Consider the following 13,138-nt stretch of genomic DNA (forward strand, 5'->3'; position numbering starts at 1 on the left):
CCAAAATATCCTCGGGGGGTGTGGGGGGCAGACAGCCCCCCAACTTCTCCGCTCCGAAAAAGGTCCGCGAATTTGAGCGACTGGCTGATCTCTCTCGAAGGCACCGAGGCCGGACACCAGCTGGCATTGGCGCTGGCTTTGATGGCGGCTTTCCTGCACGCGGTCTTCGGTGCATTGCAAAAAGGCAGGCATGACCCGTGGCTGTCCCGAGGTGCAATCGACGCCTGCTATTGCCTTATGGCAGCCCCTTTCGCCTTTTTCGTGGTCCCATGGCCCGAACCTCATATGTGGCCGATCTTCGCACTCGTCTGGCTGATCCACATTGCCTATAAGACCCTGCAGGCCATGGCATACACCAAAGGCTCTTACACCGTCGTCTATCCTGTGGTGCGCGGGACGGGTCCGCTGTTCACTGTCATCGGCGCCTATCTTTTGTTCGGTGAAGCATTCTCGGCTGTTCAATGGCTGGGCGTAGCTACGTTGCTGGCAGGGATATTCGGGTTGGCCGCCTACAATTTAAGGTTCCTTGAAACCAACAGGGATACGCTGGGGATCGCACTAACACTGGCGATCATCACAGGTCTGTTTGTGGCCCTGTATACCACTTATGACGCCTATGGCATTCGCGCTACCACCGATCCGTTCACCTTTCTGGCCTGGTTCTTCATGATCGACGGCGCGGCCATGCCGATCTACGCATTTCTCAGGTGGCGCGCGATGGCGCACAGACCTGCGCCTGGTCCGCTGATGTTACGCGGCTTCGCTGGTGGTATCATCGCCCCTTTGTCCTTCGGGGCAATCATGCTGGCCACCCGGCTGGACAAGGTAGGTGAAGCAGCTGTTCTGCGCGAAACCTCGACAGTCTTTGCGGCGCTGATCGGCTGGCTTGTGCTAAAGGAAACCGTTGGTCCAAGACGCATTGCCTTGATGGCATTGATTGCACTTGGCGCCGTAATAGTTGAAATGGGCGGGTAAGCAGCAGGAAGTACAGATGACAGGCAAAAAAGACATCAATCCGTTTCTGAAACAGGTTCTGGAACTTGGCCCTCCGCTGGCCTTCTTCTTCATTTACCTGCGCCTGCGCGACGACAGCTTTCTGATCGGCGGCATCGAATATTCCGGGTTTATCATCGCCACGATAATCTTCGTCCCGCTGATGCTGGGGGCAATGGGTGTCCTTTGGTATCTGACCGGCAAACTCAGCCGGATGCAGATATTCACAGCCTTCATGGTGATTTTCTTTGGTGGCCTAACTGCCTGGTTCAACGACGAGCGGTTCTTCAAGATGAAAACCACACTTGTCTATGGACTGTTCGCCCTGATTCTCGGCATCGGTCTGATGCAAAAGAAATCCTACCTGGCCTATGTTCTGGATGAAATGCTGCCGATGAAGCACGAAGGCTGGATGATACTCACGCGCCGGCTGTGCGCGTGTTTTGCCGCTCTGGCCGCCGCAAACGAGTTCGTCTGGCGCACCATGTCCACGGACCTGTGGGTCAAGATCGAGACCTTCGGCTTTCCTATCGCGCTGATGGCCTTCCTGATGCTGCAATTCAGCATTCTTCAGCGCTATATGGAAGATCCCGAGCAGAAATAGCTGCCCTTACTTCCGCCAGACCAGCGAAAACAAACAAAATTCTTGGCTTGAGCGCTCAGCTATGGGAAGTTGTGCCACCACCCACTCTCATACTTTGCCCAAGATCGGTGCATACATGACGGCCTTTCCCACTAGCGGCTTCCTTTCCGAAGCTTCCGACGGGCTCAGAGAAATGCTTTCGGCGCAGGCGACCGAAATCTCTCTGTCCCCAGGTGAAATACTTTTTGAACAAGGCGACGAGGGCGACTCTCTCTACGCCATTCTGGAAGGCACGTTAGAGGTTTCCTTTCTGGCCATGAGCGGCCGCAAATTGACGCTTACCCTAATGCGCCCGGGCGAAGTCTTTGGTGAAATCGCATTGTTCGACAATGGACCGCGGACGGCGACCATCGCGGCTGCCGAACAGTCACGTGTACTGCGCGTACGCCGCAACGACGTTATGAACCAGATAAGGCAACAGCCTGATCTTGCAGTAGATATGATCCGCCTGGCCGGATTGCGAATGCGATGGATGGGATCGCAATTGAACGAACAGGTCTTTCTGCCCATGCCTATTCGACTGGCTCGCAAGCTGCTGCACCTGTCGGGTTTGCAGGACGACCCGTCCGCGCGCATCACCCTGTCGCAGAGCGAGTTGGCCGAATTTGTCGGAGCCACGCGCGAAGCCGTATCCAAAACCATCTCAACCTGGAAACGCGACAACATGGTCGAAGCGTCTCGTGGGGGGGTGCTGATCCAGGATTTTGAAGCCCTGCGAGAGTTGGCTGATTCAGATCTTATTTGATCAGGTGTGATCTGGTTCACAGAACATCGATCCCACGTTGACCTAAGGTGAGTTTGTTACCGTAGGAGGTCAGAGAATCATCCCCGATATCTGTCCACTGACCTCTCCCTGTATCTGAGCCATACGCAATATCTGCGTATGGCTCATTTTTTTGTGGCGTATCGGTGATGCCCGGTTTGGTCTGCGACCAAGAAAAAGGCCGGGAGGTTTTCCCGGCCTATTCCGTTAGTCCTCGAGGCTCAGCGCCACAAAACGCGGATCGCCGCCCCTGCGCACCAACAGCAGCAGAGATTTGCGACCGGCTTCGCGCGATTCTTCCATACGAGCTTCGAGATCCCCGATGGTTTCCACTTTTTGCTGGCCTGCTTCGGTGATCAGATCACCGGCTCGCATTCCCTTGGCATAGGCCTCAGATGCTTCATCGACATCCGTAATCACAAGGCCGTCTGCATCAACATCCAGTCCCAGATCTGCACGCAGGGTGTCAGTCAGGGGGGATATCGTAAGGCCAAGAATATCCGCGTTTTCGTCAACCGGTGCTTCCTGCGGTTCCTCCTCGCCACTGTCAGCGCGTTCGGCATCCTCACGGCGTCCCAGCGTCACAAGTACGGTTTGCGTTCCGCCATCACGATGCACGATCACTCTGACGGACTTGCCGACTTCTGCTTCACCAACCTGACGTACCAAAGCTCGCGTGTCTTCCACCTCAACGCCGTCAAAGCTGAGGATCACGTCACCCGCCTTCAACCCGGCTTCCTTGGCGGGGCCGTCCGGCACATCGCTGATCAGCGCGCCGCCCGGTTTTTCCAGCCCCATGGCCTCGGCCATGTCTTCGGTTACGTCCTGAATACGGACCCCTAGCCAACCGCGACGGGTCTCGCCGTATTCACGCAGTTGATCGACAACCTTCACGACGACATTCGACGCCATCGAGAAGCCTATGCCGATCGAACCGCCATTGGGTGACAGGATTGCAGTGTTCACACCGATCACTTCGCCGTCCATGTTGAACAAGGGCCCGCCCGAGTTGCCCCGGTTGATCGCCGCATCCGTTTGAATGTAATCGTCGTAGGTTCCACTCAGCGCTCGGTTACGGGCCGACACAATCCCGGCAGACACCGAGAACCCCTGCCCTAGCGGGTTGCCCATCGCAATGACCCAGTCTCCGACGCGCGCCACGTCGCTGTCGCCGAACTTCACGTATTTTAGCGGGCCCGAAGCCTCGACCTTGAGCAGAGCGATATCGGTCTTCTCATCAGTTCCGATGACTTTGGCCGCCAGCTCTTTCTTGGGCTGACCATCGCCGGGGAAGAATTCCACAAGGATTTCATCAGCTTCGGCAATCACATGGTTGTTTGTGACGATAAAGCCATCTTCCGAGATCACGAACCCCGATCCCAGCGCGTTACTGCGTCTCGGCGCGTTGTCGTCATCTCCGCCGTTGCGGTCCTGAAATTCGCGGAAGAAATCCTCGAACGGGGACCCTTCGGGCACTATGCCCTGCGGGCCAGTCTGGCCCTCGATCAGGGTGCTGGTTGTGATGTTCACCACCGCCGGGCTGATTTTATCTGCCAGCGGCGCCAGGCTTTCGCCTCGGGCCTGAGCCGCGGCCGATTGGGCCAGCAAAAGCAGTGAACCGGCAAAAGCCAGCCACATCAGCCGCAACCAAACACTCACTTCGTCCCACCGGACGGATACACTGCGCGCTTTCGCCTGCACTTGAGCTCTCCTTGTCGACATTCTCGCTAAAACCGCGTGTACACGGCCTTTCTTACCAACCAATGTAGTCAGTTTGACCCGGCGAGCAACTCGGGATCGCAACGAAATCACCTGCAAGTGAAGCCGCTGTATCAAAAGCCCAGCTGTTGCGCGCCCCAAAGCAGGATCAGCCCACTGATCACACACAACAATCCGGCGAGACGACGGGCTTGCTCGGGCATGTCCCGCAAGGCTTCAAGCATCCGTTCGATAAGCGAAGGGGCCAGCGCATACGCCAGCCCCTCGACGATCAATACCAGCCCAAAGGCCAGAAGGATTATGCCCATTATTCAGAGGCCGGAGCCGCTGGCACGGGCCGCCCTGTAGGAGATCCAAGGTAATTGAAGAACTCTGAATCCGGGCTCAACACCAGCGAGCTGTTGCCGCCTTGCAGCGCATTCTCATAGGCCGTCAGTGAGCGGTAAAACTCAAAGAACTCCGGATCGGCACCGTAGGCTTCAGCAAAGATCGCGTTGCGTTCGGCGTCGGCCTCACCGCGGGTGATTTCAGCCTCACGACGCGCATCCGAAACTAGTTCAACCACAGTTCGGTCGGCCTGCGCACGAACCCGCTGCGCGGCCTCGTTACCACGCGCGCGTTCGTCAGTTGCTTCACGTTCCCGCTCGGCCTTCATCCGGTCGAACGTTGCCTCAAGGTTGGCTTGCGGCAGGTCGGTCGCTTTCAGGCGTACGTCGATCACGGTGACGCCCAGCGCACGTGCCTCGGCAATAGCACTGTTGCGGATACGCAGCATCAGCGCGGCGCGGTCGGAACTCAGGATATCGCGCGAGGACACCGAACCCAAAACTTCGCGGGTTTCGGCGCGCAAAATGCGATCCAGTCGATCTTCGGCAACCGGGATACCGCCAACACCAACCGCCTGGCGGAACTGGTTCAGATCCGAAATCCGGTAACGTGCAAAAGCGTCAACCACGAGGCGACGATCATCCAGAGGTGTGACCTCCAGCGGCTGCACGTCGATGGACAAGATGCGGTCGTCATAGCGCACCACTTCCTGAATAAGCGGAATTTTGAACGCCAGACCTGGCTCTTCCTTCACAGCGACAACGCGGCCAAATTGCAGAACCAGAGCACGCTCGCGCTCGTCCACGATGAAGATCGAGGACAGCACGCCGACTATCGCGATAAAAACGATCGGCAATATAAATGTCGTCTTACGCATCAGTTGCTCTCCCCTGCAGGGCTTCGGCGCAGCTCGTTGAGCGGCAGATAGGGCACAACGCCCTGCCCTTGCCCACTCGAGCTCGGGTCTAGAATGATCTTATCGACGTCACCCAAAATCTGTTCCATCCGTTCCAGATACAAACGCTTGCGTGTCACGTCCGGTGCCTTGGAATACTCTTCCAGAACCGCGCTAAAGCGACTGGCCTCACCCTGAGCACTGTTGATCTGTTGAGCACGGTACCCTTCAGCCTCTTCAAGAATCTGCGCAGCTTCACCGCGCGCCTCGGCAAGAACCCGATTGGCATAGGCGTCGGCCACGTTTTGCAGACGGTCACGCTCCTGCGCAGCAGCCTGAACATCGCGGAACGCGGCAATCACGTCCTGCGGCGGGTCGGCCTTGTCAAAGTTAACGCGAACAATATTCACGCCGGAATCGTAACTGTCCATCGTGGACTGAATCAGCTCCTGAAGGCGGTCGGCGATGACACCGCGATCCCTGTTCAGAATCGGAGCAAGCTCACTTTGCGCAATAATCTCGCGCATGGCCGATTCCGATACAGCACGGATTGTCTGTCGCGGATCGCGCAGGTTGAACAAGAACTTGGCCGGGTCATTGATGTTCCAGACGACCTGGTAGTCGATGTCGACCACGTTCTCGTCACCGGTCAACATCAGGCCATCGTCACTGCCGCGCGCTCCGCCCATGTCTTCGTTTTGTTCGCGGGTCACCGGAATGACTTCGGCGGTGACAAACGGCCATGGCGCAAAGTTCAGACCCGGATTTCCAACAGCCGAAAACTCGCCCAGAAACAGTTCGACTGACTGTTCTTCGGGTTTGACGGTGTAAAAACTTGCGAGGCCCCACAAAACTGCAGCCGCCACCAGACCGATCGCAATTGTGCCCTTTGTAAAGGCCGGGCCACCGCCGCCCTGACCACCGCTGCCACCACGACCACCGCCGCCGCGACCGCCCATAAGGACGCGAAGCTGCTCCTGGCCTTTTTTCATCAGCTCGTCGATCTCGGGTATCTGCGGGCCGTCGCCTTCGGGCGGCTTGCGCCCGTCCCCGTTGTTACCCCGATTTCCTCCGCCACCGGATGAGCCTCCGCCCCCCCAGGGGCCGCCGCTGTTGCCCGCCATTTGTATCTTTTCCCTTGTATTGGACCGTGTGATCACGGGTTCCCTTGTAACGTGTGTGCGCGCGCTTGCAAATCAAGCCGTGCGTACAGGTTGCCGCATTGTTACCAGTTCTTCGGCCATCACCGGATGAACTGCAACCGTGCGATCGAAATCTTCCTTTGTCGCGCCCATCTTTACGGCAATTCCGGCCAGCTGGATCATCTCACCGGCACCCGGAGCCACAATGTGGCAGCCCAGAACTTGACGGGTAGCCTGAGAAACGATCAGTTTCATCAAAACCCGCTGCGTTCCACCGGCAAACGCCTTCTGCATCGGCTTGAACGACGTCGCATAGACTTCAATCGGTTCCTGTGCCGAGGCTTCCTCCTCGCTCAGGCCTACTGTGCCGAATTCAGGTTGCGTGAAAATGGCGGTTGGGATCAGCTCGTGATCTACAGGTGTCGGGTTGCCTTTGAAAACAGTTTCTACAAAAGCCATCCCTTCACGGATGGCCACGGGTGTCAGGTTGACCCGGTCGGTCACATCGCCAATGGCATATATCGACGGAACAGCGGTCTGGCTGTATTCATCCACGACGATCTCACCCTTGCGACCACGCTCGACGCCCAGATCTTCCAGCCCGAGATTGTCGGCATTCGGCGCACGGCCTGTGGCGTACATGACCACGTCAAAACGATCCTCGGTGCCGTCAGTTGCCTTGACGCGGATCTGTTCACCATCTCTAGTCATTTCCAGCACATTGGTGCCCAGACGAACGTCGATACCGTTCTGACGCATTTCTTCGCAGATCAGCCCGCGCGCTTCTTCATCAAAACCACGCAGGATTTGTGCACCGCGGTAGAATTGCGTGGTCTCGACGCCAAGACCGTTCATGATCCCGGCGAATTCGCTGGCGATATAGCCACCACCGACGATCAGAATACTCTTTGGCAGCTTGTCCAGATGGAAAATCTCGTTCGACGTGATCGCAAGATCCGATCCCGGGAACTCTGGCACAACCGGGCGACCGCCTGTTGCAATCAGGATGTGTTTGGCGGTTTTCCGGCTGCCATCAGTCAGCTCGACCGTGTGCGCATCCACCAGGCGCGCGCGCTGATCAAAGCTTTCAACGCCGTTGTTTTTCAGGATGCTGCGATAAATTCCTTCCAGCCGGTCCAGTTCGGCAATGAGTTTGCCGTGAAACGTATCCCAGTCAAACGCGCCGGGCTGAACGTCCCAACCATAGGCTTTTGCATCTTCAACCATGCCCGAGTATTCGCTGGCAAAGACCATCAGTTTCTTTGGCACGCAGCCCCGGATCACACAGGTGCCGCCATATCGGTCTTCTTCAGCCAGCGCGACCTTTGCACCGGTTTCACCCGCCGCCACACGTGCCGCTCGGACCCCGCCCGAGCCTCCACCGATGACGAAAAGATCATAGTCAAAGCTCATGCCGGTTTCCTTCGTTCAACTTGCAAATTCCTCTGGATATCTGGGCGCGAAAACCGCGGTGCCAACCCCCGGGCGCGGATTATTCGACCTTTTACCGACGCTTGTCCGAATAGCTTGCATGAAACTCAGTCCGTTTGATCGGAAAACAGGTTTTCTCGAGAGTCACGCAACAGCTGATCCAGTTCAAGGGTGCCCGCGTTGATATCCCGCAGTTCGACCCGCCCGTCTCCATGGCCGATGACGACCTTGTCACAGATATCGATAAACAGGCCGTTTTCCACCACGCCGGGAACCTGATTGAGGATCAAGGCCATCTGACGGGGATTGCCGATGCGCTGTAGGTGCAGGTCAAGAATGTGGTTGCCTTCATCTGTCACGAACGGGGCCTCTCCATTCATACGCAGCGCCGCCGAGGTTCCCAGCACATCCATCGCATCCAGCGCTTCTTCGATCAGTGTCCGTGTGGTTTGCCAGCCAAAGGGGACAACCTCGACCGGCAAAGGAAAAGCACCCAGCGTTTCCACCTCTTTCCCGGCATCGGCGATGACGATCATCTGATCGCTGGCTGTGGCAACGATTTTTTCCTGCAAATGCGCGCCGCCACCGCCCTTGATCAGGTTCAGGTCACCATCGAATTCGTCCGCGCCATCGATGGTCATGTCCAGCCACCCGGCCTGATCCAGAGAAATGACTTCGATCCCGACTTGGCGTGCCAGTTGCGCGGTGCGGGTGGACGTGGGAACACCTTTGATCCGCAGGCCTTCGTCCTGCACCCGTTCACCCAAACGGCGGACCAGCCAGGCCGCTGTAGACCCCGTTCCAAGACCCACGCGCATACCGTCCTCGACCATCTCGGCGGCACGGCATGCAGCCACAAATTTTGCGGTGTCGATGGGCGACAATTCTCCGGTCATGGCAGCTTTCCCAGTTTGGCCTGCCGGTGTTATAGGGAATGCACCACACAACTGCGACCACAATTTGCGGTCCGGCAAGTTCAAAGATGTCTCAAAACTGCGCGTTTCCTATCGGAAACGTCGCAATCATGTCTTCCGCAGGAATCTTTGTCATATAGATTGCCCGCATGATGACCCGATACCGCCTGCATTATGCCCCTGATAACGCCTCGCTGGTGGTCCGGCTGGTGCTGGAAGAAATGGGTGCGCCCTATGAAACCGTGCTGGTCGATCGCCGTCGAAACGAACAAGACAGCGTAGCGTATCGGGCGTTGAACCCCAACGGGCTGATCCCTGTGCTTGAAACTCCGCAAGGGCCGATCTTTGAAACGGCGGCAATCCTGCTGTGGCTGTCCGAGCGCCACGGTCAACTGGCCCCGGCGGCAGAAGCCCCCGAACGCGCCGAGTTTTTGAAATGGTTGTTCTTTGCGTCCAATACCCTGCACGCCGATCTGCGCATTCTGTTTTACGCCGAGAAATACATCGATCCCCCACGGGCCGATACGTTGCGTGCAGGTATCCGACCCCGTTTAAAGCAACACCTGCAACTGCTGGACGCGCTGGCAAAACACGCGCCGATCTGGTTCAGCGCAGAATGTCCGTCGGTTCTGACCTATTACGTCGCATGCATGATGCGCTGGATGGCCTTGTACCCGGCCAAGGCAGATCGCAGTTGGTATCAACTGACTGACACCCCGGCCCTGCAAACCATCCTGGCACAGCTTGAGACGCGCCCTGCCACCCTCGCAGCCATCGCGGCCGAGGGTCTGGGACCCACACCGTACACCTCTCCTATTTACGCTACCCCCTTAGAAGGCTCAGCTACCTGACATGTTCCTCTCTGTCTTCGATATGTTCAAAGTGGGCATCGGCCCGTCCTCCTCGCACACCATGGGCCCCATGGTGGCGGCGGCTCGCTTTCTGGACATGATGCGTGCATCACCATTTGAATTTGCAGGTCTGAAGGGCTCGCTGCATGGCTCGCTCGCCTTTACCGGCGTTGGCCATGCAACCGACCGGGCGACCATTCTGGGATTGGCCGGCTTTGTTCCGGACACCTACGACAACGGCAAGGCCGAGGCCGTATTGGCGGACATCGCCAAGACACACACAGTTACCCCCGAAGGCCTGCCGACACTTCAATTCGACCCAAAAGCTGACCTGGTTTTCGACTATGACACCAACCTGCCGGGGCACGCCAACGGGATGATCCTGATGGCCACAGACGCGCAGGGGGACGTGATCCTGCGTCAGGTGTTCTATTCCATCGGTGGCGGTTTTGTCCTGACCGAAGAAGAGCTGGCCGAGGGCAAAGCAACCGACGAAGGCGCGCCTGTACCGTTCCCGTTCAAGTCTGCCGCGGAGATGCTGGATATGGCCAAATCCAGTGGAAACAGCATCGCCGAGATGAAGCGCGCCAATGAGATAGCGCGCGGCTGTGCTGACAGTTTTGCCAAAGGCTCTGCCCGCCTGTGGGACGTCATGAATGCCTGTATCGAACGCGGTTTGACGACTGACGGCATCCTGCCGGGCGGGCTGAAGGTGCGCCGCAGGGCAAAGGGTATCTATGACGCGCTGATGGCCGAACGCGGCATGAACCTGACCGCGCCGCACACGATCAACGACTGGATGAGCGTCTACGCCATGGCGGTCAACGAAGAAAACGCCGCCGGTGGGCAAGTCGTCACAGCACCGACCAACGGGGCGGCAGGCGTTCTTCCTGCGGTGTTGCGCTATTACCTGGACCACGTTCCCGGTGCCTCGGAGAGCCATATCGAAGACTTCTTTCTGACCGCGGCCGCGATTGGAGGGCTGGTCAAATACAATGCGTCCATCTCGGGGGCCGAAGCGGGGTGTCAGGCCGAGGTTGGCAGCGCATCAGCCATGGCGGCAGCCGGGCTTTGCGCCGTTATGGGCGGCACACCCGAGCAGGTTGAAAACGCCGCCGAGATTGCATTGGAGCATCATCTGGGCATGACCTGCGATCCCGTCGCCGGTCTGGTTCAGGTGCCCTGTATCGAGCGGAACGGACTGGGTGCCATCAAGGCGGTGTCTGCTGCATCGCTGGCCCTGCGCGGCGACGGTGAGCATTTCGTGCCGCTGGACGCAGTGATCGAAACCATGCGTCAGACCGGTCATGACATGCACGAAAGGTACAAAGAAACCTCACTTGGCGGGTTGGCCGTGAACGTGCCGAACTGCTGAGACCGCAATAAGAGAGGGTCGATATGCGTGGACATTGCCTGTGCGGCAGCATCAAGTACGAGATTGACACTCCTGCCCTGTCCTGTGTCACCTGTCATTGCGACAGCTGCCGACGCCAATGCGCTGCACCAATGACCACCTATTTCGCAGTTCGTGACGGAAAGTGGCGCTGGATAGGAGAAGAGCCGAAACGCTTCAACTCTTCTCCCGGTGTCGAGCGCAGTTTTTGCCCGCATTGCGGCACCCCAATCTCATTCCGTTCAGCCAAGATGTCGGATGTGATGCACCTGTATGTAGCCACTTTGGAGACCCCAGAGGCGTTACAGCCCACGTTGCACGTGTCTCATGAGGAAAAGCTGAGCTGGCTGCACCTGGATGACGGTCTGCCCACTTGCACCGGGCCGGATTACACAAAAATTCAACCCCTGCCGGACGCCTGACATTCGACCTTTCCACTGCGCCGCGAAGCAGATAGCGTCGCGCTCATGACTCAGGATCGTCCCGTCTTCGGCATCTTTTTGATGTTAGGTTTTTGCGTGCTCGCACCCTTGGGAGATGCGATGGCAAAGCTGTTGGGTGAGACGACTCCGTTAGGTCTGCTGGTTGCTGTCCGCTTCGCGGTGCAAGCGTTGATTCTCATCCCCCTTGTGGTGATGACGGGCCGGCCCTGGCGGATGCGCGGGCGGATTCTGCGCCTGACAGTCATCCGCACACTGCTGCACATCATCGGCATAGCTGCGATGTTCAGCGCGCTGCAGTTCCTGCCTTTGGCTGACGCCATCGCCATTGCCTTTGTCATGCCTTTCATCATGTTGCTGCTGGGCAGATACGTTCTGGGCGAAGAGGTCGGCGCGCGGCGCCTTGTGGCTTGCATCGTCGGTTTCATCGGCACACTTCTGGTTATCCAGCCCAGCTTTTCCGAGGTCGGCGCACCTGCTCTGCTGCCTTTGATCGTTGCCGTGGTTTTTGCGTTGTTCATGCTGGTCACGCGCCAGATCGCCAAGGAAACTGATCCGATTTCCTTGCAGGCGGTGTCTGGCGTCCTGGCAACTGTGGTGCTGGTTCCTGTCCTTGTGATCGGAACACCGCTTGGTATCTGGGACCTGTCAGCCGCCTTGCCCGCCCCCGACATGTATTGGTTGCTGATCGCGATTGGAGTTCTGGGGACCGTCGCGCATCTGCTGATGACATGGTCACTGCGCTATGCACCTTCGGCCACGCTGGCCCCGATGCAATACCTGGAAATCCCGGTGGCAACCCTGATTGGCTGGGTAATTTTCAGCGACCTGCCGGACGGGCCGGCAGCGGTTGGCATCATGATCACAGTCGCCGCCGGTTTGTACGTTATTCTTCGCGAACGGGCCACCGCTCGCACTGTCCCGACAGAAACACCTGCATGAGCGGATCGAGTGCAGTGCGGGGAGCCATGACCAAAAGGCCTGGTCCATCCATCTGCAATTCAACATCCGAAAGCGCGCGATTGGAAGTACCCACCTGCCCGTCCGGATGAAACCGCAAGCCGTCGATGGGCCATTCCAGCCCGGTGCTGCGCCCCGTTACCGGGCGCATTGGAAACAGGGAAACCACATCTCCAGGCGCAACCGGCAGCCGGATTCGGGGAGGCGCGTGAAAAACCACCTCATGCTCGCCCAACAAAATGCAGGCCTGGTCCTGACGTCTGACAAGTATGCTCAGAACTGCAAGCTGATGATCAAGTCGTCCGCCAAGAAAACCGGCCCCCAAAACCAGCGGAGCCTGCACATTGCGCAAGGCCTTGTCGAAATCGGTGCTGTCCTGCTCGCGAATGGCAAAAAGCCGGTCAGACGGGATTTTCGCTTTCGACGCGTTGTCCAGCGAATCGAAATCCCCGATGACCGCGTCCGGAATCCGACCTGATTCTGTCAGAACTGCCGCCCCACCATCCGCTGCAACGACTGAAGTGACGCGGTTCAGCACCAAATTCAGGTCGTCGAAACCAACATAACCGCCCCCAAACAACCCGATTGGATCAGCAGAGCGTACAATTGGTTCATTTTTCCTAAGATTGGCCATTTTTCCCGGATTTGGACACATTAAGACCACAAA

At 57.9% G+C, this 13,138-nt stretch carries 14 protein-coding genes; 7 read left to right on the plus strand and 7 right to left on the minus strand.

Features of this window, described 5'->3' with window-relative positions:
• Window positions 1-72: 72 nt before the first annotated feature.
• The 3 genes from AC2FJB_RS06010 to AC2FJB_RS06020 all read left to right on the plus strand — a co-directional run bounded on the left by AC2FJB_RS06010 (window position 73) and on the right by AC2FJB_RS06020 (window position 2,381).
• A complete protein-coding gene (locus AC2FJB_RS06010; protein ID WP_496720284.1) occupies window positions 73-975 on the plus strand; it encodes an EamA family transporter in 903 nt (300 codons plus the stop codon).
• A gap of 16 nt (window positions 976-991) precedes the next feature.
• The gene (locus AC2FJB_RS06015; RefSeq protein ID WP_496720282.1) at window positions 992-1,597 is read left to right on the plus strand and encodes an inner membrane-spanning protein YciB; all 606 of its coding nucleotides are present in this window, start codon (window positions 992-994) and stop codon (window positions 1,595-1,597) included.
• Between the two features lie 115 nt (window positions 1,598-1,712).
• Window positions 1,713-2,381, plus strand: a complete 669-nt coding sequence (locus AC2FJB_RS06020) for a Crp/Fnr family transcriptional regulator (protein WP_496720280.1) — start codon at window positions 1,713-1,715, stop codon at window positions 2,379-2,381.
• Window positions 2,382-2,606: 225 nt separating this feature from the next.
• On the opposite strand, the gene AC2FJB_RS06025 is transcribed toward AC2FJB_RS06020, so the two are convergent.
• The 6 genes from AC2FJB_RS06025 to rpiA form a co-directional block, all read right to left on the minus strand.
• Window positions 2,607-4,121: a Do family serine endopeptidase gene (locus AC2FJB_RS06025; protein WP_496720278.1), complete on the minus strand. Its 1,515-nt coding sequence runs from the start codon at window positions 4,119-4,121 to the stop codon at window positions 2,607-2,609.
• 110 nt (window positions 4,122-4,231) lie between these two features.
• Entirely contained in the window at window positions 4,232-4,426 is a 195-nt protein-coding gene (locus AC2FJB_RS06030) for a DUF2065 domain-containing protein (RefSeq protein ID WP_496720276.1), read from the minus strand.
• Window positions 4,426-5,322 carry a protease modulator HflC gene (gene hflC / locus AC2FJB_RS06035; RefSeq protein ID WP_117869375.1) on the minus strand — a complete coding sequence of 299 codons (897 nt, stop codon included), beginning with the start codon at window positions 5,320-5,322 and terminating at the stop codon, window positions 4,426-4,428. The genes AC2FJB_RS06030 and hflC overlap by 1 nt, the downstream gene beginning before the upstream one ends.
• A complete protein-coding gene (gene hflK, locus AC2FJB_RS06040; protein WP_117869376.1) occupies window positions 5,322-6,464 on the minus strand; it encodes an FtsH protease activity modulator HflK in 1,143 nt (380 codons plus the stop codon). The genes hflC and hflK overlap by 1 nt, the downstream gene beginning before the upstream one ends.
• A 72-nt stretch (window positions 6,465-6,536) precedes the next feature.
• The gene (gene gor / locus AC2FJB_RS06045; RefSeq protein WP_496720274.1) at window positions 6,537-7,895 is read right to left on the minus strand and encodes a glutathione-disulfide reductase; all 1,359 of its coding nucleotides are present in this window, start codon (window positions 7,893-7,895) and stop codon (window positions 6,537-6,539) included.
• 125 nt (window positions 7,896-8,020) lie between these two features.
• A complete protein-coding gene (gene rpiA, locus AC2FJB_RS06050) occupies window positions 8,021-8,809 on the minus strand; it encodes a ribose-5-phosphate isomerase RpiA (RefSeq protein ID WP_117869378.1) in 789 nt (262 codons plus the stop codon).
• 167 nt (window positions 8,810-8,976) lie between these two features.
• Here rpiA and AC2FJB_RS06055 point away from each other — a divergent pair, with 167 nt between their 5' ends.
• The 4 genes from AC2FJB_RS06055 to AC2FJB_RS06070 are packed head-to-tail and all read left to right on the plus strand — an operon-like array spanning window position 8,977 to window position 12,453.
• Complete coding sequence (locus AC2FJB_RS06055) at window positions 8,977-9,678, plus strand: glutathione S-transferase family protein (protein ID WP_299896009.1); 702 nt, start codon at window positions 8,977-8,979, stop codon at window positions 9,676-9,678.
• Window position 9,679: 1 nt separating this feature from the next.
• The gene (locus tag AC2FJB_RS06060; protein ID WP_117869380.1) at window positions 9,680-11,053 is read left to right on the plus strand and encodes an L-serine ammonia-lyase; all 1,374 of its coding nucleotides are present in this window, start codon (window positions 9,680-9,682) and stop codon (window positions 11,051-11,053) included.
• A gap of 23 nt (window positions 11,054-11,076) precedes the next feature.
• A complete protein-coding gene (locus AC2FJB_RS06065; RefSeq protein WP_496720271.1) occupies window positions 11,077-11,493 on the plus strand; it encodes a GFA family protein in 417 nt (138 codons plus the stop codon).
• Between the two features lie 45 nt (window positions 11,494-11,538).
• Window positions 11,539-12,453, plus strand: coding sequence for a DMT family transporter (locus AC2FJB_RS06070; RefSeq protein WP_496720269.1), 915 nt, complete (start codon window positions 11,539-11,541; stop codon window positions 12,451-12,453).
• Here AC2FJB_RS06070 and AC2FJB_RS06075 read toward each other — a convergent pair.
• Window positions 12,398-13,105: a thiamine diphosphokinase gene (locus tag AC2FJB_RS06075; RefSeq protein ID WP_117869383.1), complete on the minus strand. Its 708-nt coding sequence runs from the start codon at window positions 13,103-13,105 to the stop codon at window positions 12,398-12,400. The genes AC2FJB_RS06070 and AC2FJB_RS06075 overlap by 56 nt on opposite strands.
• Between the last annotated feature and the right edge of the window lie 33 nt (window positions 13,106-13,138).

It is taken from the genome of Ruegeria sp. CDSC085 (assembly GCF_059610465.1).

Coding starts and splice junctions, on each gene's coding strand:
- AC2FJB_RS06060 (WP_117869380.1), top strand. CDS start 9,680: ATGTTCCTCTCTGTCTTCGATATGTTCAAAGTGGGCATCGGCCCGTCC.
- AC2FJB_RS06070 (WP_496720269.1), top strand. CDS start 11,539: ATGACTCAGGATCGTCCCGTCTTCGGCATCTTTTTGATGTTAGGTTTT.
- rpiA (WP_117869378.1), bottom strand. CDS start 8,809: ATGACCGGAGAATTGTCGCCCATCGACACCGCAAAATTTGTGGCTGCA.
- gor (WP_496720274.1), bottom strand. CDS start 7,895: ATGAGCTTTGACTATGATCTTTTCGTCATCGGTGGAGGCTCGGGCGGG.
- hflK (WP_117869376.1), bottom strand. CDS start 6,464: ATGGCGGGCAACAGCGGCGGCCCCTGGGGGGGCGGAGGCTCATCCGGT.
- AC2FJB_RS06020 (WP_496720280.1), top strand. CDS start 1,713: ATGACGGCCTTTCCCACTAGCGGCTTCCTTTCCGAAGCTTCCGACGGG.
- AC2FJB_RS06015 (WP_496720282.1), top strand. CDS start 992: ATGACAGGCAAAAAAGACATCAATCCGTTTCTGAAACAGGTTCTGGAA.
- AC2FJB_RS06075 (WP_117869383.1), bottom strand. CDS start 13,105: ATGGCCAATCTTAGGAAAAATGAACCAATTGTACGCTCTGCTGATCCA.
- AC2FJB_RS06025 (WP_496720278.1), bottom strand. CDS start 4,121: ATGTCGACAAGGAGAGCTCAAGTGCAGGCGAAAGCGCGCAGTGTATCC.
- AC2FJB_RS06065 (WP_496720271.1), top strand. CDS start 11,077: ATGCGTGGACATTGCCTGTGCGGCAGCATCAAGTACGAGATTGACACT.
- hflC (WP_117869375.1), bottom strand. CDS start 5,322: ATGCGTAAGACGACATTTATATTGCCGATCGTTTTTATCGCGATAGTC.
- AC2FJB_RS06055 (WP_299896009.1), top strand. CDS start 8,977: ATGATGACCCGATACCGCCTGCATTATGCCCCTGATAACGCCTCGCTG.
- AC2FJB_RS06030 (WP_496720276.1), bottom strand. CDS start 4,426: ATGGGCATAATCCTTCTGGCCTTTGGGCTGGTATTGATCGTCGAGGGG.